Here is a 21159-nt window from a genome sequence, read left to right as displayed (position 1 = left end):
CGCATGCGTGTGCGTTGGTGGAAGATCCTCGGCCTGGCCGGGGTCGCGGGGGTGGCGGCCACGGGCGTGGCGATCGCCCGGGCGGAGCGGCGGCGCCGCGCCTACACCCCCGAGGAGGTCAGGGTACGGCTGCGCGAGCGGGTCGAGCGGGCTCAGGCCGAGGGCCGCAGCTCGTAGACGAAGACGACGTCGGGGTAGGCCGGGTTGTCGTGGTAGCCCTGGACCCCCGCCGCGTAGGCACGGCGGTAGGTGACCACCCACGGCACCGCGGCGACCGCCCGCACGTCCAGCAGTGTGCTGGTGAGCTGGGCGTAGGCCCGTTCGGCCGCTTTGGGGTCGGTGACGCTGAGCCGCGGCAGGGAGTCGATGACGGCGTCGACCCCCTGGTCCTTCAGGTAGGTCAGGTTGAAGGAGGGCGGGTCGGCGCTGCGGAACATCGAGGCGAAGTAGGAGTAGGCGTCGGCGTAGTCGGGCCACCAGTACATGACGAAGATGTCCTGGCCGCGCCGCTTGCCCCGCTCCCACTGCTTGAGCCACGGCATGGCCCTGGCCACCAGCGTGACGTTGAGCGTGCTCAGGGTGGCGGCCAGCCGTTCGGCCAGCAGCCGCTGGTCGGCGTCGCCGGCGGCGTAGGTGAGGGTGAGCCGCAGCGGCCTGCCCTGCGGGCCGTACCCGGCGCGGGCCAGCAGCTCGGCGGCGCGCTGGAGGTCCTGGCGCGGGGTCCTGCCCCGCTGGTGGCCGGGCAGCCCCTCGGGGATGATCCCGCTGGCCGGTGAGACGTTCTCGTGCAGCGCCCTGAGGACGCCTTCGTAGTCGACGGCGTGCTGGACGGCCTTGCGCACCCGGACGTCGGCCATCGGGCCGCTCGCGGTGTTGAACAGCATCATCAGGGTGGCGTACGACGGCCTGCGGGTGGTGCGCAGCCCCCCGGTGGCGGCGGCCCTGGCCTGCAGGCTCCTGCCGAAGCGCCAGACGAACGTGGTCTCGCCGCGCAGCAGCCGCCGCCAGTGTTCCCGGTGGCTGGCGCTGACGTGGAAGCGGACCTTGGTGTAGTGGGGGCGGTCCCAGCCGCCCCAGTAGCCGGGGAACGCCTTGAGCGTCAGCTCGTCGGCCGCCCCTTTGCGCCACAGCTCGATGGTGTAGGGGCCGGTGCCGCCGTCCCTCCTGCCCGCCTGGTCCACCCCGGCGGGGTCGTAGACGAACGCCGCGTAGGTGGCGGAGGCGATGCGGTCGAGCGGGGCGGCGTACTTCAGGGTGAAGGTGACCGTGGAGGGGTTGTCGGCCCGGATGGTCTCCACGGCGTCCCAGATGTAGGAGGGCGCGCTCTTGGAGGCGATGGTCCGCTCGATGGCCTGCTTGACCGCGGCGGCGTCCATCAGGCGGCCGGTGTGGAAGCGCACGCCCCGCCGCAGCGTGAACGTCCAGGTCCGGCCGTCGGCCGAGGAGTGCCAGGAGGTGGCCAGGCGCGGGGCGACCTTCCTGGCCACGGGGTTCCAGACGGTGAGCGTCTCGTAGATGTTGTGGAGGGCGACGACCTCGCTGGAGTAGGCGCGGGCGGGATCCCATTCGGTGACCACTTCGAGCGTCCTGCCGTACACGAACTCGGCGGGCCTGGGCGAGGCGGTGAGCGTGGCCGTGCCGGGGGCGGGCGCGCCGGCGCACCCGGTCGGGCCGAGCGCGAGCACGAGCCCGATCGAGAGGGCGGCGAGGCGCTTGACGAAGGGGTTCATCGTGAGCGGCAACCTATCGCAGGATCCCCGGAGAAGCCCGGAAAAAGCCGGAAAAGTAGGGACTTCGGAAGATCCGTTTTGCTATTCTCTTCGCGTTGTTTTCAGGGCCATCCGGGGGAGGATCCGGACCCGGAGCGAGGTGCCATGGGCCGCAGCCGAACGATCCGCGCGAAGATCATTGGGCTGCTCCTCGTCCCGATCATGTCCATGCTCATCCTGTGGGGCGTCATCGCCGCGGTGATGGCCAACGACAGCCTGGAGCTGCGGCAGTACAAGATCTTGTGGACGAACCTGCGCCTGCCCGCCTACGAGCTGCTGGACGAGCTGCAACGCGAGCGCCTGGCGGCGGTGCGGCTGCTGCGCGGCGGCCGTCAGCCGCAGGTCACCGCCTTCCTGTCCCAGCGGCTGCAGACCGACAAGGCCCGTGAGGGCTTCCTGCGGCTGTCGGCGCGCTCCGCCGACGCCTCGCCGGCCATCCAGGAGCAGGTGAGGGCCGTGCACACGCAGCTGGCGCGGCTGGAGGCCATCAGGGCCGAGGTCGACGCGCGGGTGGTGGACAGGTTCGCCACCATCGAGCACTACGACGCCATCGCCGACGCCCTGTTCGGCCTGCACCGCAGGGTCGCCCTGATCGACGACATCCCCATCTACGAGCAGTCCCGCCTGGTCATCAACCTCGGGTACGCCAAGGAGCTGCTGACCAGGGAGCAGGCGATCGCCGCCGGGGCCACAACCGAGGCCGAGCGCACGGCCTTCACCCAGATCGTGGGCAACCGCCGCTACCTGATCGACATGTCCCTCGGCGACCTGGACCCGCGGCTGCGTGCCATCCAGGTGGGGATCATCTCCTCCCCCGCCTACCAGCGGCTGCGCATCATGGAGGAGCAGATCGCCGCGGGCCGTACCCCGGCGGGCTGGGCGGCCACGAGCCAGGAGCTGGTCAGGCAGTTCGACGAGGCGGAGATGGACGCCAGCGCCATGCTCGCCGAGCAGGCCGAGCCGGTGGCCGACGCCGTGATCGTGCGCGCGGCGGTCCTCGGCGGCCTGGCGCTGGTGCTGGTCATCGTCTCGATCGTCATCTCGCTGCGGCAGGCGGCCCGCCTGTCGCGGGAGCTGGCCGAGCTCAGGCAGGCGGCGCTGGAGGTGGCCAGGGAACGGCTGCCGCAGGTCGTGGCCAGGCTGCGCGACGGCGCCGAGGTGGGCGCCGAGGTCGAGGTGCCCGACATCGAGGTGCGCAGCAGCACCGTCGAGATCGAGGACGTGGGCCGGGCCTTCGCCGCCGTGCAGAGCACCGCCGTGGAGGCCGCGGTCGGCCAGGCGCAGCTGCGCGAGGGGTTCCGCCAGGTCTTCCGCAACCTGGCCAGGCGCAGCCAGTCGCTGCTGCACCGCCAGCGCATCCAGCTGGAGAGCATGCAGCACCGGGCCACCGAGCCCGGCACGCTGGACGACCTGTTCCGCCTGGACCACCTGACGACCAGGATGCGCAGGCACGCCGAGGGCCTGATCATCCTGTCCGGAGCGGCGCCCGGCCGCGCCTGGAGCAAGCCGGTGCCGCTCATCGACGTCGTGCGGGGCGCGGCGGCCGAGGTCGAGGACTACACGCGGGTGAGCGTGGAGCCGATGCCCGGCCTCAGCCTCAAGGGTCCCGTGGTCGCCGACGTCATCCACCTGATCGCCGAACTCATCGAGAACGCCACCGTGTTCTCCCCGCCGCATACCATGGTCACGGTGCGCGGCGAGCAGGCCGCCCGCGGGTTCGCGGTGGTCGTGGAGGACCGCGGGCTCGGGATGAGCGAGGCCGAGTTGTCCGAATTCAACGACCGCCTGGCCAGCATGCCGGAGTTCGACGCGCTCAACAGCGACCGGCTGGGCCTGTTCGTCGTGGCGCGGCTGGCGGCCAGGCACCACATCCGCGTGACGTTGCGCGGTTCACCATATGGAGGGACCACCGCGATCGTGTTGATCCCCGCTGAACACGTGATCACCCCGACCCCGGCCGATCCGGTGAAGGTGCGAGAGCTGGACGGGGTCAATGACTGACGAGCGCTGGCTGGACGAGGACGCCGGTCCCATCGTCCCGGCCTACCTGCTGACCCGCGGCCGCACCGTGCCCGCGAGCGAGGCCATCGACCTCATCGCCGTCATCACCACCCTGGGCGGCTTCTCCCCGCCCGGCGGGCTGGGCCCGGAGCACCTGATCATCCTGCAGAAGTGCATCAAGCCCACCCGCCTGGTCGACGTGGCGGCGGAGCTGGGCCTGCCCATCGGCGTGGTGCGGGTCCTGGTCGGCGACCTGCACGCCAAGGAGCTGGTCAAGGTCGAGGTGCCGCCGCCCGTGCCGGCTCCTGAGGTGCTGCTCGACGTCATCAGCGGCCTGCGGGCGCTGTAGCGGGGCGCCGGTTGAGCCGGCCGAAGGCGAAGGCCACCACGGCGCCCACCAGTCCCGCCACCGCGCAGACCGCGAAGGTCCACTCGTAGCCGGCCACGTCGGGCCGGGCCGCCAGGATCGCGGCCACCACGGCTCCGGCGACCGCGCCGCCCACCACGCGGACCAGGGCGTTCACCCCGGCGGCCACCGCGGTCTTGGCCGGGTCGACGTGCTCGACCGCCATCGTGCCCAGGGCGGCGTAGCCGATCCCCAGGCCCAGGCCCAGCAGCGAGCTGGCCACGTAGAGGTCCGCCGGGTGGTCGTGGGAGACGATGAGCCACACCAGGCCCAGGGCCACCACCGCCGACCCCGTGCCGACCAGGGAGGAGGCCGAGAACCGCCGCGTCAGCCGCCCGGCGTACAGCGACAGGACGAGCATGAACACGGTCGCGGGCACCAGGTAGAGCCCGACCTCCAGGGTGGAGGCGGCGAAACGGGCGCGGGCGTAGGAGGCCAGCCCGGTGAAGAAGCCGAAGAAGGCGAAGCCCAGCAGCGCCGAGGAGATCGACGCGCCGACAGTGCCGCGGTGGGTCAGCATCGGCAGCTCCACCAGCGGCTCGGGCGCCCGGCGCTCGACGGCCGTCCAGGTCGCCAGCCCCGCGGCCGCGACCGCGACCAGCGACAGCACGGCGGGCGAGGTCCACCCCCACGCCCTGCCCTGGGTGACGGCCAGCAACAGGGCGATCAGCGCCGTGGTCAGCAGCGCCGCGCCCAGGAGGTCGGGACGGCCCTTGACCTCCGGCACGGAGGAGTCCACCAGGACCGCGACCAGCACGGTGGCGATCAGCCCGACGGCCCCGATGGTCCAGAACACCGCGCGGAAGTCGCCGCCCACCAGCCCGGCCAGGATCATGCCGGCGCCGGACCCGATGCCCATGGTGGCGCTCAGCACGCCGATGCCGGTGGGCAGCTGGTTGCGCGGCAGCACCTCGCGGGCGACGCCGATGGACAGCGGCACGAGCGCGGCCGAGAACCCCTGCAGGACGCGGGCCGCGATGAGCCATGCCAGGGAGCCGGCCAGCGCCCCCATCACCGAGCCGGCGACCAGCAGGAGCAGGGCGGCCAGGATCACGCGGCGCCTGCCGTACATGTCGCCGAACCGGGATAGCAAGGGCGTCGCCACCGCGCCCACCAGCAGGCTGATGGTCAGCGTCCAGCTGGCCGCCAGGATCGACACGCGCAGGTCATGCTGGAGGATGCCCAGCATGGGCAGCACGGCCGAGGTCTGCAGGGCGGCGGTCGAGGCCGAGAAGGCCAGCGTCACCACCATGGGCCAGGGGCCGCGGGTCTTCCGGGGAACCTCGGGCAGGACAGCGGATACCGCCATCACGACTCCTTTAGGTAACTTAGGTAAGTAACAGGGACGACAATATACATACCTAAGTTAGGTAATCAACATGGACGCCGATCTCGCGCGCACCGTGGAGTCGATGCGCCTGCTCATCCGCGCGCTCGACCGGGGCAAGGCCTCGCGGCGGCTCGCCGAGGCGGTCGGGCAGCCGCTGGACAAGCCGTCCCTCCACATCCTCACGTACCTGTTCGAGGCGGGTGAGCCGCGCAGGATCGGCGCGATCGCCGAAGGGATGCAGGTGGAGGGTCCCCACGTGACCAGGAACGTCGCGGCCCTGGAGCGCCGGGGCCTGGTCAGCCGGGTGCAGGACCCCGCCGACGGCCGCGCCTGGCTGATCGCCCTCACCCCCGAGGGCTACGAGGTCACGCGGCGGTGCCGGGAGGTCACCTCCGGCTGGTTCGGCGAGGCGCTGGCGAACTGGTCGGAGGAGGACCGCGCCCAGCTGTCGGAGCTGCTGGCCCGCTTCTCCGCCGACATGGCCGACACCATCCGCAAGCTCACAGACTGAGCTGGTCCTCCGCCCGGTGGCAGGCGACCTGCCGTCCCCCCGGTCCCTCCAGGTCCCGCAGCGGAGGCCGCTCGGCGCACTCGGGCACGGTCAGCGGGCAGCGCAGCCGGTAGGGGCAGCCGGTCTCGGCCGGGCGCGCCTCGACGCCGGTCGCGACCGGCGGCCGGCCGCCGATCTTGGGCACGGCGTCGCGCAACGCCCTGGTGTAGGGGTGCGCGGGCCGCTCCAGCAGCTCCCGCGTCGGCCCCGACTCGACGACGCGCCCCGCGAACAGCACGTGGGAGGTACGGCACAGCCGCGCGACGACGGCGAGGTTGTGGCTGATCAGCAGCCGTTCGGTGGCAAGGCCCGCGAGCAGGTCGAGGATCTTCGCCTGCACGGTCACGTCCAGGGCGCTGGTCGGCTCGTCCAGGATGAGGAGCCGGGGGCGGACCGCCAGGGCACGGGCGATGACGACGCGCTGGCGCTGGCCCCCGGACAGCTCGTGCGGCCGGCGGCGGGCCAGCGAGGGGTCGAGGCCGACCTGCTCCATCAGCTCGGGCACGCGGGACCGCTCGCTCCTGGGCAGCCCCTCGGCGATGGACCGGCCGACCCGCATCCGGGGGTCGAGCGACTCGGCCTGGAAGACCGGCTGGACATCCCTCCGGAACGCCCTCTTATCTGCATATTTCAGGTTCTGCCCGCCGTACCGCACCTCGCCCCCGAGCGGGGTCAGCAGCCCCAGCAGGGCGCGGGCGATGGTGGTCTTGCCCGAGCCGCTCTCCCCGATGAGGCCGACCCCGCCCTCGGTCACGCCGAAGGTGACGTCGTGGACCACAGCCGCCCCGCCGTACCCCAGGGTGAGCCGCTCGGCGCCGAGGATCGGCGGCCCGGCGCTCACAGGACGGCCTCCAGCAGCTCGCGGCTGTAGGGATGGCTCAGCTCGGCGAAGGGGGCGCTGTCCACGACCCGCCCGTCTTTCATCACCACCACGCGGTCGGCGATCGTCGAGACCAGGGCCAGGTCGTGCGAGACGAGCAGCAGGCCCAGGCCCCGCGTCTCGCGCAGGCGGCGCAGCACGCCGATCACCTCGGCCTGCACGGTCACGTCCAGGGCGCTGGTCGGCTCGTCGGCCAGGATGACCTTGGCGCCTAGCGCGATCGCCAGCGCGATGGCGAAGCGCTGGGCCTGGCCGCCGGAGACCTCGTGCGGGTAGCGCGACAGCAGCACGGGGTCCAGCAGCACCGCCCGCATCGCCTCGGCCATGCGGTGGCGCATCCGCCCGGCGCTCGGCCAGGCCCACTGCCGGGCCCGCTGCCCGGTCCGCTGCCCGGCCTGTTCTGCGCTCGGCCAGGCCTGCCAGCGTCCGGGGCTCTCGTCCCGTCCGATGCCGTGCAGCCGCAGCGCCCGCAGCATCAGCGTGCCGAGCCTGGTGGTCGGGCACAGCGCCGCCTGGGGCGACTGCATGACCAGCGCGGCCTTGGCGCCCCTGAGCTCGCGCAGCCGCCGCGGGGTGGCGTTCAGCACGTCCACGCCGCAGACGTAGACCTCGCCGGAGACCTGCGCGCCCTCGGCGAGGCCGAGCAGGGCCATGAGCGTGCTGGACTTGCCCGACCCGCTCTCCCCCACGATCGCCACGCACTCCCCGGCGCCGACGTCCAGCTCGGGAACGCTGGCGACGGTCCGCGTGCCGTACCGGACCTCCAGGCCACGCGCGTGGATCATCGGACCGTCCTCCGGGGGTCGAGCGCGTTGCGCAGGCCCTCGCCCAGCACGTTGCAGGCGAAGGCGGTCAGCAGGATCGCCAGGCCGGGGAAGGCGGCCAGCCACCAGTTGGTGGTGAAGCGGGACTGGCCCAGCTGGACCATCAGCCCCCATTCCGCCGTCGGGTCCTGGGCGCCCAGCCCGAGGTAGGACAGGGCGGCGGCGGTGAGGATCACCCCGCCCGCGTCCAGCGACAGCTGGACCAGGACGGGGGTGAGCGAGTTGGGCAGGACGTGCCGCAGGACGATCAGCGGAGCGGGCACCCCCAGGCAGCGGGCAGCGTCGACGTAGGGGCGGGTGGCGACGGAGGCGGCCGTCGAGGCCGCCAGGCGGGTGTACCAGGGCCACCAGGTGACGGCGATCGCCACGATGACCGTGGCGACGCTGGGATGCAGCACCACCGCGAGCGCCACCGACAGCAGCAGGGCGGGGAAGGCCAGGAACACGTCGGTGATCCGCATGATCACGTCCCGCAGCCAGCCTCCGGCGTACCCGGCGACGACGCCCAGCGTCACGCCCACGACCGAGGAGGCGCCCAGCACGGCCGCCGCGATCAGCAGGGACGTCTGCGCGCCGTACAGGATCCTGCTGAGCACGTCGCGGCCGACCTCGTCGGTGCCGAGCCAGTGCTCGGCGCTCGGCGGCCGGAGGGCGTTGACGGGGTCGAGGTGGTCCTCCGGGTACGGCGCGAGCCAGGGGGCCAGCAGGGCGGCCAGCGTGATGAGCGCGAGCAGCACGACCCCCGCCACGGCGAAGCGGTCCGGGACCCTGGGCAGGGTACGGCGCAGCGGCGCCTGCTCGGGCGGTCCGGGCTCGGGCGGCGCGGACCTGGGCGAGATCGGCCGGCTCATCGGGCCCTCACCCGGGGGTCCACGACGGCCTGCAGGAGGTCGACGACGAGGTTGGCCAGCACGTACACCACGGCCACCAGCAGCGTGACGCCCGCGATGGCGGGGGTGTCCAGCGAGCGGATCGACTCGGCGGCGTAGCGGCCCAGCCCCGGCCAGTTGAAGACGGCCTCGACGAGGAAGGCGTTGACGAGCGAGTAGGCGAAGACGAGGGCGATGAGCGACAGCACCGGGCCGAGGGCGGGCCGCAGGGCGAAGCGCGTGAGGATCGCGGTCTCGCCGAAGCCGAGGGCGCGTTCGAGGCGGGCGTGGTCCTGGCTCGCCTCCTCGATGAGCGTGGCGCGCGTGAGCTGGGCGATCACCCCGGCCGGGTAGGCGGCCACGACCAGGGCGGGCAGCACGAGGTGGTGCAGCGTGCTGGTGAGGATGGGCCAGTTGCCGGTGATGAGCGCGTCCACGACGGTGATGTTGGTCCACAGCGTGAGCGGGCTGGTGACGTCGAGGCGGGAGTCGTACTCCCCCGCGACCGGGAACCAGCCCAGGCCGCTGGCGAGCACGGTCTGGAGGGCGAGCGCCAGCCAGAACACGGGGACGGAGACGGCCAGCATCGACGTCACCCTGACCGAAAAGTCTGGAAATTTCGTCTTGTAGCGGGCGGCGAGCACGCCCGCCGGCACGCCTGCCACGACGGCCACCGCCAGCGCGGCCCCGACCAGCTCCAGCGACGCCGGGAAGGCCAGGTACAGATCGTCCAGCACCGGTCGGCGAGTGTGCAGGCTGGTCCCCCAGTCGCCGGACAGCAGGTCCCGCAGGTAGGTCCACAGCTGGACGTACACCGGCTCGTCCAGCCCGAACCGCCGCCGCGCCTCGGCCAGCTGCTCCTCCGACGCCCGGGGCCCGGCGTAGGCGACCGCCGGATCGCCGGGCACCAGCCGCATGATCACGAAGGTGAGCGCGACCACGCCGGCCACGACCAGGAGCGCCTGGCCGAGCCGGCGGGTCAGGTACCGCGTCATCAGGGACTGGGGGCCAGATCGTAGAAGAACACCACGTTCGGGTAGGCCGGGTTGTCGACGTACCCCTGCACGCCCGCGGCGAGCGCCCGCTGGTAGGTCTGCACGTACGGCACCGCCACCGCGGCCCGCTCGTCGATGATCTTCTTCTGCAGCTCGGCGTAGGAGGCCTGCGCCGCGGCGGGATCGGTCGCGGTCAGCGCGGGGAGCGCGTCGATCATCTTGTCGATCTCGGCGTCCTTCAGGTAGGAGAGGTTGAAGTCCGGCGTCTCCTTGCTCCTGAAGACGTTGACGAACCAGGAGTACGGGTCCGGATAGTCCGGGTACCAGTACATGACGAAGACGTCCTGGCGCTTGGCCGGGTCCTTGGCCTTGGCCTGGTCCCACTGCGCGTTCCACTGCATGGGCTTGGCGCGCAACGTCACGTTCAGCTTCTTCAGCGCCGCGCTCAGCAGGGTGACCAGCAGCTTCTGGTCCTCGTCGCCCTGGGCGTAGGTGAGGTCGAGGACCAGCTCGGGCTTGTCGGGGCCGAAGCCGGCCCGCTCCAGCAGCTCCTGGGCCTTGGCCAGGTCCTGCCTGGGCTCGCGGCCCGGCACGTGGCCCAGCAGGCCCTGCGGCACCAGCCCGCTGGCCTTGACGCCCGCGCCCTTCAGCGCCGCCACCAGGCCGTCGTAGTCGATCGCGTACTGCAGCGCCTGCCGTACCTCCAGGGGCAGGGTCTCGGTGTTGAACAGCACGAGCAGGTTCTGGAACGAAGACGCCTTGGAGGTCTGGACGGCCGGGGTCGTCGCGGCCTTCTCGAACAGCTGCGGGTTCAGCCGCGGGACGAACGTCACCTCGCCGCTCTGCAGCAGCTGCCAGGCCGTGTTGATCTCCGGGGTGACGCGGAAGGCGATCTTCTTGTACTGCTGGGGCTTCCAGCCGCCCCAGTAGTCCTCGAACGCCTTGAGCGTGAGCTCGGTCTCCTTGCCCTTCTGCCACTGGTCGATGGTGTAGGGGCCGGTGCCGCCGTCCTTCTTGCCGTCCTTGTCCACCCCGGCGGGGTCGTAGATGTAGGCGGCGTAGCCGGAGGAGGCGATCAGGTCCAGCGGCGAGGCGTACTTGAGCGTGAACTTCAGCGTCAGCGGGTCCGGCGTCTCGATCTTGTCGACCGCGCCCCAGATGTAGGCGGCCCCGCCGCCCGCCTTGATGGTCCGCTCGATGGCCTGCTTGGCGATCTGCGAGGTGAGGGTCGCGCCGGTGTGGAACTTCACGCCCTCGCGCAGCTTGAAGGTCCACTCCTTGCCGTCGTCGGCCGAGGTCCACTCGGTGGCCAGGCGCGGCTCGGGCTTCTGCGTCTGCGCGTTGTACCTGGTGAGCCCCTCGTAGATGTTGGCCATCGCCATGATCTCGTTGGAGTACGAGGTCGCGGGGTCCCAGTCGGTGACCACCTCGAGGTTGGGGGCGTAGACGAAGGTGGAGGCGTTCTCCGTGGCCTGCTGCGTCGCGCCCGGAGTGGTCGTGGAGGCCGGCGTCGCCGTCCGGTCGGCGCCGCGCACCTGACCGCCCGCGCACGCGGACGCGGCCAGCGCGACGGCGCCGGCTACGGCTAATCCCTTCAGCCAGCGCATGGGGGTCCTTTCACTTGTCACCGGGCCAGGGGCCCGGCTGCCTTGACGTGCAACCGCACCGCGGGCTCCGACAGGTAGCTGAGCGGGATCTCCTGCAGGTCGACGATCTCGACCTGGGCGGGATCCGCCCCGGCGCGTACGGCTTTCGCGGCCGCCTGCTCCTTGGCCGATTCGATGGCCTTCGCCCGGCTTTCGCCCGCAGGCAAGATCGTATCGACTCGGCCGCTCGCGAGGGCGATCGCCGCGCCGACCGCGTTGGCCACCTCGGCGTGCGGGGGCCTGACCACCCTGCTCACGCCGAGGATCCGGTCGGGCAGCAGGAACGCGCCGCCGCCCACGGCCACCAGCGGCCGGTCGGCGCGGCCCAGCGTCATGCGGTCGACGGCGTCCTCGACCATCTCGTCGGCCAGCGCGAGGGCGGCGCGCAGGGTCTCGTGCCGCAGGGGCAGGCCGGCCAGGCGTTCCGGCCAGGCGGGCGGCACCCCGGCGGTGCGTCCCGCGTGGACGGCGGCGTCGGTGAGCGTCATGGTGCCGCCCCCGCACACCAGCGCCTCCTCGGTGATGCGGTAGCCGACCGAGTCCGGCCCCACCGACCCGTCGCGGACCACGCTGCCGCCGCCGAGCGCGATGGACAGGATGTCCGGCATGCGGAAGTTGGTCAGCACGCCGCCGATCTCCGTCGCGGCCGACGACTCGCGCGGGAACCCGCCCACGAGCACCCCGAGGTCGGTGGACGTGCCGCCCACGTCCGCCACGACCGCGTCGGCCACCCCGGACAGGAACGCGGCCCCGCGCAGGGAGTTGGCCGGTCCCGACCCGATCGTCGACACCGGCAGCCGCGCGGCGTGCTCCAGCGTCATCAGCGTCCCGTCGTTCTGCGCCAGGTACGGCCGGGCCGCCAGCCCGCGCTCGCGCAGCGCCTCGGTCAGGGCCGCCGTCACCCGGGCGGCCACGCCGTACAGGCAGGCGTTGAGCACGGTCGCGTTCTCGCGCTCCAGCAGGCCGAGCCAGCCCAGCTCGTGGCTGAGGCTGACCGGCAGGCCGTACTCCCGCGCGACCAGCTCGCCGACCTCGGCCTCCTGCTCGGCGCCCGCGGGGCTGAACACGCCGGTGACCGCGACGGCGTCGGCCCGCACGCCGTCCAGGAAGCGGCGCACGGCGCCGGAGTCCAGCGGCGTGATCGGGCGGCCGTCGACGAAGAACCCACCCGGCAGGACGGCCTCACCGGCGCTGACGGCCTTGCGCAGGTCCTCCGGCCAGTCCGACAGCGGCGGCACCGACGTCGTGGCCGGCGCGCCCAGCCGGACGACGGCCACGCGGCCCAGGTTCTCGCGCTCCAGGATGGCGTTGGTGGCGTGGGTCGTGCCGAGCATGACGCGGGAGACCTCGGCCCTGCGCCTGTCGTCCAGCTCGGCCAGCACGGCGTCGAGCGCGGCGCGCAGGCCGCCGGTCACCTCGGGCGTGGTCGGCCGCTTGGCCTTGGCGAGCAGCCGGTCGCCCGCGTCGAGGACCACGGCGTCGGTGTTGGTGCCGCCGACGTCGATGCCGATGCGCAGACCGCTCATATCGGCTGGTACTCCAGGTCGTAGCCGAAGGCGCGGGGACCGGCGACCTCCAGGCCGCGCGGGGTGCGCCACAGGGGGTCGCAGGGCCAGGCGAGCACCGCGACGCGCTGGCCGTACCGCAGGGCCTCGGTCTGGATCGCGGTGGCCGTCTGGGTGTCCACGACGGCGATCAGGTCGGGGACCATCGCCCTGACCCGGCCGTCCTCGACGGCGACGAGGTTCTCGTTCTGGAGCTCGACGACCAGGCGGCGGCCCCGGTCGGCGCCGGTGCCCTCGATCGTGGCCGAGCCCCTGACGAACCCGCCGGTGGTGCGCCGGTCGACGTCGACGAGCTTGCCGGTGATCAGGCGGACGGCGCCGAGGGTGTCACGCAGGGCGCCCAGCGGGTCCGCCGTGTCCTGCGTGGCCCGGCCGATGGACAGGGCGCGTGTGACGGTGCCCTCGATGACCACGCCGCGGGCCCGTGCGGCGGTGAGCACGTAGTCGGCCATGAGCGCGCTCGACCCGGAGGCCACGCAGGCCGCGCGGGCCAGGCGCTCGGACCACAGGCCGTCGACGGGGCGGATCGTGACTACGTTGCCGACCACGTCGGCCATGACGACCAGGTCGGCGGGCAGGCCTGCGACGTACATGGACACCATCTGGACCTCGGGGAAGGCACGGCCCATGGCGTCGGCGTCGAGCAGCGGCAGGCCCAGCTGGGCGGCCCAGGCGACCGGCGCGACGCCGTTGGACCCGCCGATCTCGGAGGACATGACGGCTCCCGGCGGGCGGCCGAAGAGCCGTTCGACCTCCTCGGCGATGCGCTTGGGCTCGTGCTCGCCGTGGGGCATCTCGTGGCTCACCGTGGGGGCGCCGATGCCGGACAGGGGGACGATCAGCGTGTCGCCGGGCAGGTCGGCCAGGGCGACCAGGGGCACCGGGCCGTGGTCGCGTATCGCCCTGACGGCCGCCAGCGACCCGGTGCGCACGTCGCCTCCGCCACCCGTCCCCAGCACGGCGCAGCCTCGTGCCAGTGCCGGGATGTCAGCCTCTGTGAGTTCCATGTCCCGTCAAAACCAAGCACATTTGATCGTGCCGCGCTAGAGGGATCACCCCGCCTCACCAACACGGTCTGAATCCCGGATTCCGCCCCGTTTCCTCCGGCTACGCCCCGTGCCCACCCCGCCCTCTCCCTGCGGTCTGACGGACCTTACCTCTGGCCCTCCTCCTGCACCCAACCGGCCTCCACCCCTCCCCGCACCTTCCTGCACCCCGACGGGCCTTCACGTGCAGGCCGGTGGGAAGGAACGGCGGCGAGGCTTGCCCGAATCCGGACAAACAGGTTGGTCGCGCCACACCCCGATGGCTAGCCTGGCGATCGTGATCCTCGCCTTCCTCGCCGCCGCGATCATCCTGACGATCACTCCCGGCCCCGACACCGCCCTGGTCATGCGCACGGCCGTCAACGGCGCGAACCGGCGCCTCGCCGTGCTGACCAGCCTCGGCATCGGCGCCGGCCTGCTCGTGTGGGGAGTACTCACCGCGGCGGGCGTCTCCGCCCTGGTGGCCGCCTCCCCCGTCGCCTACGACGTCCTGCGCGTCGCCGGGGCGGCCTGGCTGGTCGTCATGGGCGTCAAGGCCCTGTGGCCGGCCCGCAGGACGCACGACGCGCCAGAGGAGACCACCACGCCCCGGTCCGCCCGGCGCGCCGTGACGACCGGCCTGTCCACCAACCTCCTCAACCCCAAGCTCCTGGTCTTCTACCTGAGCCTGCTCCCCCAGTTCGTCCCGGACGGCGCCCCCGTCTTCGCCTGACCCTCCTCTACGCCACCCTCCACGCCGCCCTCAGCGTCGCGTGGCTGTCGCTGGTCGCCTGGACGGTCGGCGGCATGAAGGCCCTGCTCGCCAGGCGCCGGTGGATCGAGCGCGCCACCGGCGTGGTGCTTATCGGCTTCGGGCTGAAGCTGGCGGCCTCCTGAACCGCCGTTCTACGATCACGAGATGCCGGACATGAGGTGCACGCACTGCGGTGAGGGCGGGCTGGAGCCGGGATTCGTCGGCGACTTCGGCGAGGCGTCGCGGGGTTTCGCCCGCTGGGTCCAGGGGGCGCTGGAGCGGGGGATCTTCGGCGGGGCGCGGCTGATGGGCCGCCCCAAGTGGGAGATCGAGGCCTACCGCTGCCCGAGCTGCCACCATCTGGAGCTGTTCGCGGCGCGGAGGGCGTGACGGGGCGTGCGTTCCTACCTCGAGCTCGCCCGCGAGGTGGCGGCCGGCGAGGCGAGCGCGGAGACCGTGGTCGAGCTGGCGTGCGCGCTCGCCGAGCTGGGGTGGGACGGCCCCGCCGTACGGGAGGCCATGGAGCGGCGGACGGCGGAGCTGTCGGCCGCGGACGTCGAGCGGCTCGGCGGGGAGCTGACCGGCGGCTACCGGGCCTGGCTGGCCGCCATGGAGGTCGTCGAACGCGACATGCGGGCCACGGGCGTACCCGGCGGGTTGCGGCTGAAGGCGTTCGAGGACGGGGAGCCGCGCGTGGCGTACGGCGATCGCACGGCGTCCTGGACGCTCGCCTTCCACGGCGCGGATCCCGTGACCGAGGTCGCCGACGCGGCGCAGGACATGGTCGCCGAGGAGCTGTGGACGGCGTGGCCGGTCTGCCCGGAGCACGGCCTGGGCCTGCACGCCGAGCGCGGCTCGTGGGTCTGCCGCAGGGGCCACGCCGCCGCGCCGATCGGAGGGCTTCCGGCCGTGGAGGGCGCCGTCTAGGGTGCGTCCATGACGGACGTGCTCCTGCGCGGCGGCCGGCCCTGGGGCCTGGACTCGCCCGCCGACATCCTGGTCCGCGACGGCCGCATCGCCGGGATCGGCCCCGGCCTGACCGCCGGCCGGGTCGTCGACATCGAGGGGCGGCTCGTCCTGCCCGGGCTGGTCGAGGCGCACTGCCACCTCGACAAGACGCTGTACGGCGGGCCGTGGGTGCCGCACTCCGCCGACGACACCCTCGCCGGGCGCATCGCCAACGACCTGGCCAGGCGCGGCGAGCTCGGCGTGCCCAGCGTCGAGCGCGTCTCGGCGCTGCTGCGGACCATGAGGTCGTACGGCACCGCCCACGTCAGGACCCACACCGACGTCGACCCCGGCGTGGGGTTGCGCGGCGTCGAAGCCGTCATGGAGGCGGCCGAGGCGACCGGCATGGACGTCCAGCAGGTCGCCTTCCCGCAGCACGGGATCCTGACCAACCCGGGGACCGCCGAGCTGCTGGAGGAGGCGCTGAAGAGCGGGGTGGCGGCGATCGGCGGCCTGGACCCGGCGGGCGTCGACCGCGACCCCTTGCGGCACCTGGACCTCGTCTTCGATCTGGCCTCGCGGTACGGCGCCTCCGTGGACATCCACCTGCACGACGGCGGGACGCTGGGCGCCTGGGAGCTGGAGCTGATCATCGAGCGGACGAAGGCGCTCGGGCTGGGCGGCCGGGTGACGGTGAGCCACGCCTACGCCTTCGGCCAGATCGACGCGAGCACGCAGGACCGCCTCGCCGAGGGCATGGCCGAGGCCGGGGTGGCGGTGGCGACCGCGGCGGTCTACAGCTTCCCGGTGCCGCCGATCAAGAAGCTGCGGGCGGCGGGCGTGGTCGTCGCCTGCGGCCATGACGGGATCCGCGACCTGTGGGGACCGTACGGCAGCGGCGACATGCTGGAGCGGGCGATGCATGTGGCCTACCGCAGCACGTTCCGCAGGGACGAGGACATCGAGCTGGCCCTGGAGGCGGCGACCTACGGCGGGGCCCGGGCACTGGGGCTGCCGGGGTACGGCCTGGCCGAGGGCGACCGGGCGGACCTGGTCGTCGTGCCCGCCGGGAGCGCGGCCGAGGCGGTGGTGACCCATCCGCCGCGCACGCTGGTCATGCTCGGCGGGGTCGTGCAGGACGGCTGAGCGCCGGGCCGGTTGTCCACAGGCTTGGGGACTCCGGTCGTGAGGGGCCGCCGTGTCCTGCACAATTGACCGCGCAGGACCTTGGGGAAGGACCTTCGAAAGGCGGAATGGTGCTCTCAATCCAGCAGCGGATCGCGGACGAGCTCGGCGTGCGCGAGGGGCAGGTGGCGGCGGCCGTCGACCTGCTCGACGGCGGGGCGACCGTGCCGTTCATCGCCCGCTACCGCAAGGAGGCCACGGGCGGCCTGGACGACGCGCAGCTGCGCACGCTGGAAGAGCGCCTGCGCTACCTGCGGGAGCTGGACGAGCGGCGCGCCGCCATCCTGGAGTCCATCGAGTCCCAGGGCAAGCTCACCGACGAGCTGCGGGAGCAGATCCTCGCCGCCGACACCAAGGCCAGGCTCGAGGACATCTACCTGCCCTACAAGCCCAAGCGCCGCACCAAGGCGCAGATCGCCCGGGAGCTGGGGCTGGAGCCGCTGGCCGACGCCCTGCTGACCGATCCTGGCCTGGACCCCGTGGCCGCGGCCGAGCCGTACGTCGTGGAGGGCCTGGCCGACGCGGCGGCGGCGCTGGAGGGCGCCCGCGCGATCCTCATCGAGCGCTTCGCCGAAGACGCCGACCTGATCGGCGAGCTGCGCGAGCACATGTGGGCGCACGGGCGGCTGGTCTCGAAGGTCCGCGAGGGCAAGGAGGAGGCGGGCGCCAAGTTCAGCGACTACTTCGACTTCGCCGAGCCGTTCACCAAGCTGCCCTCGCACCGCATCCTGGCCATCTTCCGCGGGGAGAAGGAGGAGGTCCTCTCCGTCACGCTGGAGCCGGAGGACGGCGAGGTCTACGAGACGCGCATCGCGGCCCGCTTCGGGATCTCCGACCGGGGGCGGCCCGCCGACCGCTGGCTGGCCGACACGGTGCGGTGGGCCTGGCGCACCCGCATCCTGGTCCACCTCGGGATCGACCTGCGGATGCGGCTGTGGCAGGGGGCCGAGGACGAGGCGGTCCGCGTCTTCGCCGCCAACCTCAAAGACCTGCTGCTCGCCGCCCCCGCCGGGGCCCGCGTGACGATGGGGCTCGACCCGGGCCTGCGCACGGGCGTGAAGGTGGCGGTCGTCGACGCCACCGGCAAGGTCCTGGAGACCGCCACGATCTACCCCCACGAGCCCAAGCGCCAGTGGGACCAGTCGCTGGCCGTGCTGGGGGCGCTGGCGCAGAGGCACGGCGTGGAGCTCGTCGCCATCGGCAACGGCACGGCCTCCCGCGAGACCGACAAGCTCGCCGGGGAGCTGGTCAAGCACATGCCGCACCTCACCAAGGTCGTGGTGTCCGAGGCGGGCGCGTCGGTGTACTCCGCTTCGCCGTATGCCTCGCAGGAGCTGCCCGACCTCGACGTCTCCCTGCGCGGCGCGGTGTCGATCGCGCGGCGGCTGCAGGACCCGCTGGCCGAGCTGGTCAAGATCGACCCCAAGTCGATCGGCGTGGGGCAGTATCAGCACGACGTCTCGGAGACCAAGCTGTCGCGCTCGCTCGACGCGGTGGTCGAGGACGCGGTCAACGCCGTCGGCGTCGACGTCAACACGGCCTCCGCGCCGCTGCTCACCCGCGTGTCCGGCATCGGGGCGATGCTGGCCGACAACATCGTCCAGCACCGCGAGGCGCACGGCCCCTTCCGCACCCGCGCCGCGCTCAAGGAGGTCCCCCGGCTCGGCCCCAAGGCGTTCGAGCAGTGCGCGGGCTTCCTGCGCATCCAGGGCGGCGACGACCCGCTCGACTCCTCGGCCGTCCACCCGGAGGCCTACCCCGTGGTGCGCCGCATCCTGGCCTCGGCCAAGACCGACCTCAAGTCGCTGATCGGCAACACGGCGGTGCTGCGCAGCCTCAAGCCGGCCGACTTCGTCGACGACCAGTTCGGCCTGCCGACCGTCACCGACATCCTCCGCGAGCTCGAGAAGCCGGGGCGCGACCCTCGTCCGGCGTTCCGGACGGCCTCGTTCAAGGAGGGGGTCGAGAAGATCTCCGACCTGGAGCCGGGCATGGTCCTCGAGGGCGTGGTCACCAACGTGGCGGCCTTCGGCGCCTTCGTCGACGTCGGCGTCCACCAGGACGGCCTCGTCCACGTCTCGGCGATGTCCAACCACTTCGTCAGGGATCCCCGCGACGTCGTCAAGCCGGGCGACATCGTCCGCGTCAAGGTGCTCGACGTCGACATCCCGCGCAAGCGGATCTCGCTGACGTTGCGGTTGGAGGACGACGTCCAGGGTGGAGGAGACCGTCCCCGCGCGGGCGACCAGCGCAACGGCTCCCGCTCCGACCGCGGCGGCAACGGGCGTCAGGGCGAGCGCGGGGGCGCGCGTGCCGACCGCTCCCAGCGTGGTGAGCGCGGCAGCGGGCAGCGCCGCGGCGACCAGCGCCGCCAGGACCGCCCCGCCCCCACGGGCGCCATGGCCGAAGCACTCCGCCGCGCCGGGCTGACGGGCGACGGCAACCGGTAACCGGCTTCCCGGGGAGAGGACTGGGAGAAGAAGCACTGGGCGTGTCTCGGGGACCTGGCTTCCCGAGGCGGGAGAGCCGGGGCACAGGCTTGCGGCTCCGGCCACGCCCTGTCCCCGACCTGCTGAGGCGGGAGCCTTCCGTCACGCTGGCCGCCGCGGCGGCGTGGCGCCCGCTTCCCGCACGGTCACCGACGGGCGTTCACCTACCGATGGTGGGTGATTTGTCCCACAGTGGGTGGTGTGCCGTGGTTCTGACCAGGGGTATCGCGTAGCCCAAGGCAGGGACGGCACGCGGCGGCCGGTATGCTGCTCGGGGACATCCACGTGGCACCCGAAGGAGACCGAAGACGATGTACAAGGAATTCGCCGCCGAGGTCGTGGTCTGGCTCGTCCCGGTGGTGGTTCTCATTGGCCTGGCGCTGATGATCACCGCCGGCTGATGATCATCGCTGGCTGACTTCTCCGACGAGCGTGGACGCCTTCACGCTGTGACCGCACCGGCACGAAGGCAGCCGGTCCAGGCGACCGGCCAGGCCGACGACGGCCGACAACGGCGTTGGTGACCGTGCGACGTGCATCGGTGGCCGTCCATCGTGCGCCGGTGACCGTTCGACCGCGTCAGCGGCCATCCGCCATGCGCGCCATGCGCCGGTGACGCTCACGACGCCCAAGCCGTCAGGTCCCGGCGCTCGCGCAACCGCTTCAAAGCCTGCTTCTCCAGCTGCCGGATGCGCTCCCGCGTGAGCCCCATCGTGTCCGCGATCTCCCGATACGTCTGCGCCGGGCCGCCCGCCAGGCCGTACCTCGCCGTGACGATGTACGCCTCCCGGGGCGGCAGCAGCCGTACCAGCCGGCGCACCTGCGACCCCAGCGCCTGCTGCTCCATCAGCTCCGGCACGTGCGGCCCGTCGTCGTCGACGATGAGGTCGCCGATCCGGCTCTCCCCGTGCTCCCCGACCGGCAGGTCGAGGCTGAGGGTCTCCTGCGCCAGCCGGCGCAGCCACGCGATCTCGTCCGGACTGCGGCCGACCGCGGCGGCCAGCTCGTCGTCACGCGGCTCCCGCCCCAGGTCGGTCAGCAGCCGGCGTTCGACCCTGGTGAGCCGCGAGACGGTCTCCGCGACGTGGACCGGCAGCCGCACGGTGCGGCTCTTGTCGTTCAGCCCCCGCTCGATGGCCTGGCGGATCCACCACATCGCGTAGGTGGAGAACTTGTACCCGCGCGCGTAGTCGAACTTCTCCACGGCGCGGATGAGGCCGAGGTTGCCTTCCTGGATGACGTCGAGCAGGGGCAGCCCGCGGTGGGCGTAGCGCTTGGCGGCGGCCACGACGAGCCGGAGGTTGGCCCGGATCAGCCGGTCCTTGGCGGCCAGGCCGTCCCGGCGCACGCGCTCCAGCTCGGCGGAGTGGGGTCCGTGGCGCAGCAGGTGGTCGGCGTACAGGCCGGCCTCGATCCGCCGGGCCAGGTCGACCTCCTCGGCGGCGGTCAGCAGGCGGGTCCTGCCGATCTCCCTCAGGTAGTCGCCCAGCGCGTCGGACATGCATCGCGTCTACCCCGCAGGCGGCGGCGAATGCTCCTGGGGATCGCCGAGTTCGGCGATGGCCAGCTCGGCGGTGGGGCGGATGTCGAAGAAGCGGTCCAGCGAGGTGATCTCGAACAGGTGCTTGACCCGGCCCTGCAGCCCCGACAGCAGCATGCGCCCGCCCGAGGCGGTGACCGCCTTGTGCAGGTAGACCAGCACCGACAGCCCGGAGGAGTCGCAGACCTCGACCGCCTGCAGGTCGACCACCAGCATGGGCGGCTGGCTGAGGTCGAGCGCCTTGGTGACCCGCTCGCGCACCTCGGCGGAGGAGGCGAAGTCGAAGTCTCCAGACAGGCGGGCCACTATGCAGGGCCCCTGGAGCCCGAGGCTGATCGACATGGTCTGTTGTTCCGAGGTCACGGACTCCTCCAGGCCCGACG

At 72.7% G+C, this 21159-nt stretch carries 20 protein-coding genes; 9 read left to right on the top strand and 11 right to left on the bottom strand.

Translation table 11 applies throughout. The features are described from left to right. Positions 1-3 precede the first annotated feature (3 nt). Positions 4-177, top strand: coding sequence for a hypothetical protein (locus BSB02_RS41190; protein ID WP_169729472.1), 174 nt, complete (start codon positions 4-6; stop codon positions 175-177). On the opposite strand, the gene BSB02_RS35890 is transcribed toward BSB02_RS41190, so the two are convergent. Then, on the bottom strand, positions 153-1730 hold the full coding sequence (locus BSB02_RS35890; RefSeq protein WP_084965459.1) for an ABC transporter substrate-binding protein: 1578 nt from the start codon (positions 1728-1730) through the stop codon (positions 153-155). The genes BSB02_RS41190 and BSB02_RS35890 overlap by 25 nt on opposite strands. A gap of 144 nt (positions 1731-1874) precedes the next feature. Here BSB02_RS35890 and BSB02_RS35885 point away from each other — a divergent pair, with 144 nt between their 5' ends. Together BSB02_RS35885 and BSB02_RS35880 are read left to right on the top strand one after the other, a co-directional pair. Beyond that, complete coding sequence (locus tag BSB02_RS35885) at positions 1875-3770, top strand: sensor histidine kinase (RefSeq protein ID WP_084965458.1); 1896 nt, start codon at positions 1875-1877, stop codon at positions 3768-3770. Beyond that, positions 3763-4119 (top strand): DUF742 domain-containing protein, encoded by a 357-nt coding sequence (locus BSB02_RS35880; RefSeq protein WP_084965457.1) that lies wholly within the window; start codon positions 3763-3765, stop codon positions 4117-4119. The genes BSB02_RS35885 and BSB02_RS35880 overlap by 8 nt, the downstream gene beginning before the upstream one ends. On the opposite strand, the gene BSB02_RS35875 is transcribed toward BSB02_RS35880, so the two are convergent. Beyond that, positions 4097-5485, bottom strand: coding sequence for an MFS transporter (locus tag BSB02_RS35875; RefSeq protein ID WP_084965456.1), 1389 nt, complete (start codon positions 5483-5485; stop codon positions 4097-4099). The genes BSB02_RS35880 and BSB02_RS35875 overlap by 23 nt on opposite strands. Before the next feature lie 70 nt (positions 5486-5555). Between BSB02_RS35875 and BSB02_RS35870 the strand changes: the two genes are divergently transcribed. Next, positions 5556-6017 carry a MarR family winged helix-turn-helix transcriptional regulator gene (locus BSB02_RS35870; RefSeq protein WP_084965455.1) on the top strand — a complete coding sequence of 154 codons (462 nt, stop codon included), beginning with the start codon at positions 5556-5558 and terminating at the stop codon, positions 6015-6017. Here BSB02_RS35870 and BSB02_RS35865 read toward each other — a convergent pair. The 7 genes from BSB02_RS35865 to BSB02_RS35835 are packed head-to-tail and all read right to left on the bottom strand — an operon-like array spanning position 6007 to position 13842. Further along, positions 6007-6897, bottom strand: a complete 891-nt coding sequence (locus tag BSB02_RS35865) for an ABC transporter ATP-binding protein (RefSeq protein WP_084965454.1) — start codon at positions 6895-6897, stop codon at positions 6007-6009. The two genes, BSB02_RS35870 and BSB02_RS35865, sit on opposite strands and share 11 nt — an antisense overlap. Continuing rightward, entirely contained in the window at positions 6894-7721 is an 828-nt protein-coding gene (locus BSB02_RS43235; protein ID WP_084965453.1) for an ATP-binding cassette domain-containing protein, read from the bottom strand. Before BSB02_RS43235 ends, BSB02_RS35865 begins: the two co-directional genes overlap by 4 nt. Further along, positions 7718-8611, bottom strand: coding sequence for an ABC transporter permease (locus BSB02_RS35855; protein WP_084965452.1), 894 nt, complete (start codon positions 8609-8611; stop codon positions 7718-7720). Before BSB02_RS35855 ends, BSB02_RS43235 begins: the two co-directional genes overlap by 4 nt. Next, a complete protein-coding gene (locus BSB02_RS35850) occupies positions 8608-9624 on the bottom strand; it encodes an ABC transporter permease (protein WP_084965451.1) in 1017 nt (338 codons plus the stop codon). Before BSB02_RS35850 ends, BSB02_RS35855 begins: the two co-directional genes overlap by 4 nt. Continuing rightward, the gene (locus BSB02_RS35845) at positions 9624-11231 is read right to left on the bottom strand and encodes an ABC transporter substrate-binding protein (RefSeq protein ID WP_084965450.1); all 1608 of its coding nucleotides are present in this window, start codon (positions 11229-11231) and stop codon (positions 9624-9626) included. The genes BSB02_RS35850 and BSB02_RS35845 overlap by 1 nt, the downstream gene beginning before the upstream one ends. A gap of 17 nt (positions 11232-11248) precedes the next feature. Next, entirely contained in the window at positions 11249-12796 is a 1548-nt protein-coding gene (locus BSB02_RS35840; RefSeq protein ID WP_084965449.1) for a hydantoinase/oxoprolinase N-terminal domain-containing protein, read from the bottom strand. After that, positions 12793-13842, bottom strand: coding sequence for an S-methyl thiohydantoin desulfurase domain-containing protein (locus BSB02_RS35835; protein ID WP_084965448.1), 1050 nt, complete (start codon positions 13840-13842; stop codon positions 12793-12795). The genes BSB02_RS35840 and BSB02_RS35835 overlap by 4 nt, the downstream gene beginning before the upstream one ends. A gap of 316 nt (positions 13843-14158) precedes the next feature. Between BSB02_RS35835 and BSB02_RS35830 the strand changes: the two genes are divergently transcribed. From BSB02_RS35830 to BSB02_RS35810, 5 genes are all read left to right on the top strand, one after another. Continuing rightward, on the top strand, positions 14159-14593 hold the full coding sequence (locus BSB02_RS35830; RefSeq protein ID WP_206185072.1) for a LysE family translocator: 435 nt from the start codon (positions 14159-14161) through the stop codon (positions 14591-14593). A gap of 186 nt (positions 14594-14779) precedes the next feature. Beyond that, positions 14780-15004 carry a hypothetical protein gene (locus tag BSB02_RS35825; protein WP_084965446.1) on the top strand — a complete coding sequence of 75 codons (225 nt, stop codon included), beginning with the start codon at positions 14780-14782 and terminating at the stop codon, positions 15002-15004. A gap of 6 nt (positions 15005-15010) precedes the next feature. Further along, entirely contained in the window at positions 15011-15541 is a 531-nt protein-coding gene (locus tag BSB02_RS35820; RefSeq protein WP_084965445.1) for a hypothetical protein, read from the top strand. Between the two features lie 9 nt (positions 15542-15550). Beyond that, complete coding sequence (locus BSB02_RS35815; protein ID WP_084965444.1) at positions 15551-16708, top strand: amidohydrolase; 1158 nt, start codon at positions 15551-15553, stop codon at positions 16706-16708. A 107-nt stretch (positions 16709-16815) separates the two neighbouring features. Continuing rightward, complete coding sequence (locus BSB02_RS35810) at positions 16816-19197, top strand: Tex family protein (protein WP_084965443.1); 2382 nt, start codon at positions 16816-16818, stop codon at positions 19195-19197. Positions 19198-19855: 658 nt separating this feature from the next. On the opposite strand, the gene BSB02_RS35805 is transcribed toward BSB02_RS35810, so the two are convergent. Both BSB02_RS35805 and BSB02_RS35800 read right to left on the bottom strand, forming a co-directional pair. Continuing rightward, complete coding sequence (locus tag BSB02_RS35805) at positions 19856-20737, bottom strand: sigma-70 family RNA polymerase sigma factor (RefSeq protein WP_084965442.1); 882 nt, start codon at positions 20735-20737, stop codon at positions 19856-19858. Between the two features lie 9 nt (positions 20738-20746). Then, on the bottom strand, positions 20747-21139 hold the full coding sequence (locus tag BSB02_RS35800; protein WP_143591613.1) for an STAS domain-containing protein: 393 nt from the start codon (positions 21137-21139) through the stop codon (positions 20747-20749). Between the last annotated feature and the right edge of the window lie 20 nt (positions 21140-21159).

Source organism: Thermoactinospora rubra (assembly GCF_002093975.1).
GTDB classification, from domain to species: Bacteria; Actinomycetota; Actinomycetes; order Streptosporangiales; family Streptosporangiaceae; genus Nonomuraea; species Nonomuraea rubra_A.
Note: the sequence above shows the minus strand (reverse complement) of the source record. Positions and strands in the feature narration are given on the sequence as shown.

Bases quoted from the DNA above. Each gene is read 5' to 3' on its own strand.
- BSB02_RS41190 (WP_169729472.1), top strand. From the start codon at position 4: ATGCGTGTGCGTTGGTGGAAGATCCTCGGCCTGGCCGGGGTCGCGGGG.
- BSB02_RS35890 (WP_084965459.1), bottom strand. From the start codon at position 1,730: ATGAACCCCTTCGTCAAGCGCCTCGCCGCCCTCTCGATCGGGCTCGTG.
- BSB02_RS35885 (WP_084965458.1), top strand. From the start codon at position 1,875: ATGGGCCGCAGCCGAACGATCCGCGCGAAGATCATTGGGCTGCTCCTC.
- BSB02_RS35880 (WP_084965457.1), top strand. From the start codon at position 3,763: ATGACTGACGAGCGCTGGCTGGACGAGGACGCCGGTCCCATCGTCCCG.
- BSB02_RS35875 (WP_084965456.1), bottom strand. From the start codon at position 5,485: ATGGCGGTATCCGCTGTCCTGCCCGAGGTTCCCCGGAAGACCCGCGGC.
- BSB02_RS35870 (WP_084965455.1), top strand. From the start codon at position 5,556: ATGGACGCCGATCTCGCGCGCACCGTGGAGTCGATGCGCCTGCTCATC.
- BSB02_RS43235 (WP_084965453.1), bottom strand. From the start codon at position 7,721: ATGATCCACGCGCGTGGCCTGGAGGTCCGGTACGGCACGCGGACCGTC.
- BSB02_RS35855 (WP_084965452.1), bottom strand. From the start codon at position 8,611: ATGAGCCGGCCGATCTCGCCCAGGTCCGCGCCGCCCGAGCCCGGACCG.
- BSB02_RS35850 (WP_084965451.1), bottom strand. From the start codon at position 9,624: ATGACGCGGTACCTGACCCGCCGGCTCGGCCAGGCGCTCCTGGTCGTG.
- BSB02_RS35845 (WP_084965450.1), bottom strand. From the start codon at position 11,231: ATGCGCTGGCTGAAGGGATTAGCCGTAGCCGGCGCCGTCGCGCTGGCC.
- BSB02_RS35840 (WP_084965449.1), bottom strand. From the start codon at position 12,796: ATGAGCGGTCTGCGCATCGGCATCGACGTCGGCGGCACCAACACCGAC.
- BSB02_RS35835 (WP_084965448.1), bottom strand. From the start codon at position 13,842: ATGGAACTCACAGAGGCTGACATCCCGGCACTGGCACGAGGCTGCGCC.
- BSB02_RS35825 (WP_084965446.1), top strand. From the start codon at position 14,780: ATGCCGGACATGAGGTGCACGCACTGCGGTGAGGGCGGGCTGGAGCCG.
- BSB02_RS35815 (WP_084965444.1), top strand. From the start codon at position 15,551: ATGACGGACGTGCTCCTGCGCGGCGGCCGGCCCTGGGGCCTGGACTCG.
- BSB02_RS35810 (WP_084965443.1), top strand. From the start codon at position 16,816: ATGGTGCTCTCAATCCAGCAGCGGATCGCGGACGAGCTCGGCGTGCGC.
- BSB02_RS35805 (WP_084965442.1), bottom strand. From the start codon at position 20,737: ATGTCCGACGCGCTGGGCGACTACCTGAGGGAGATCGGCAGGACCCGC.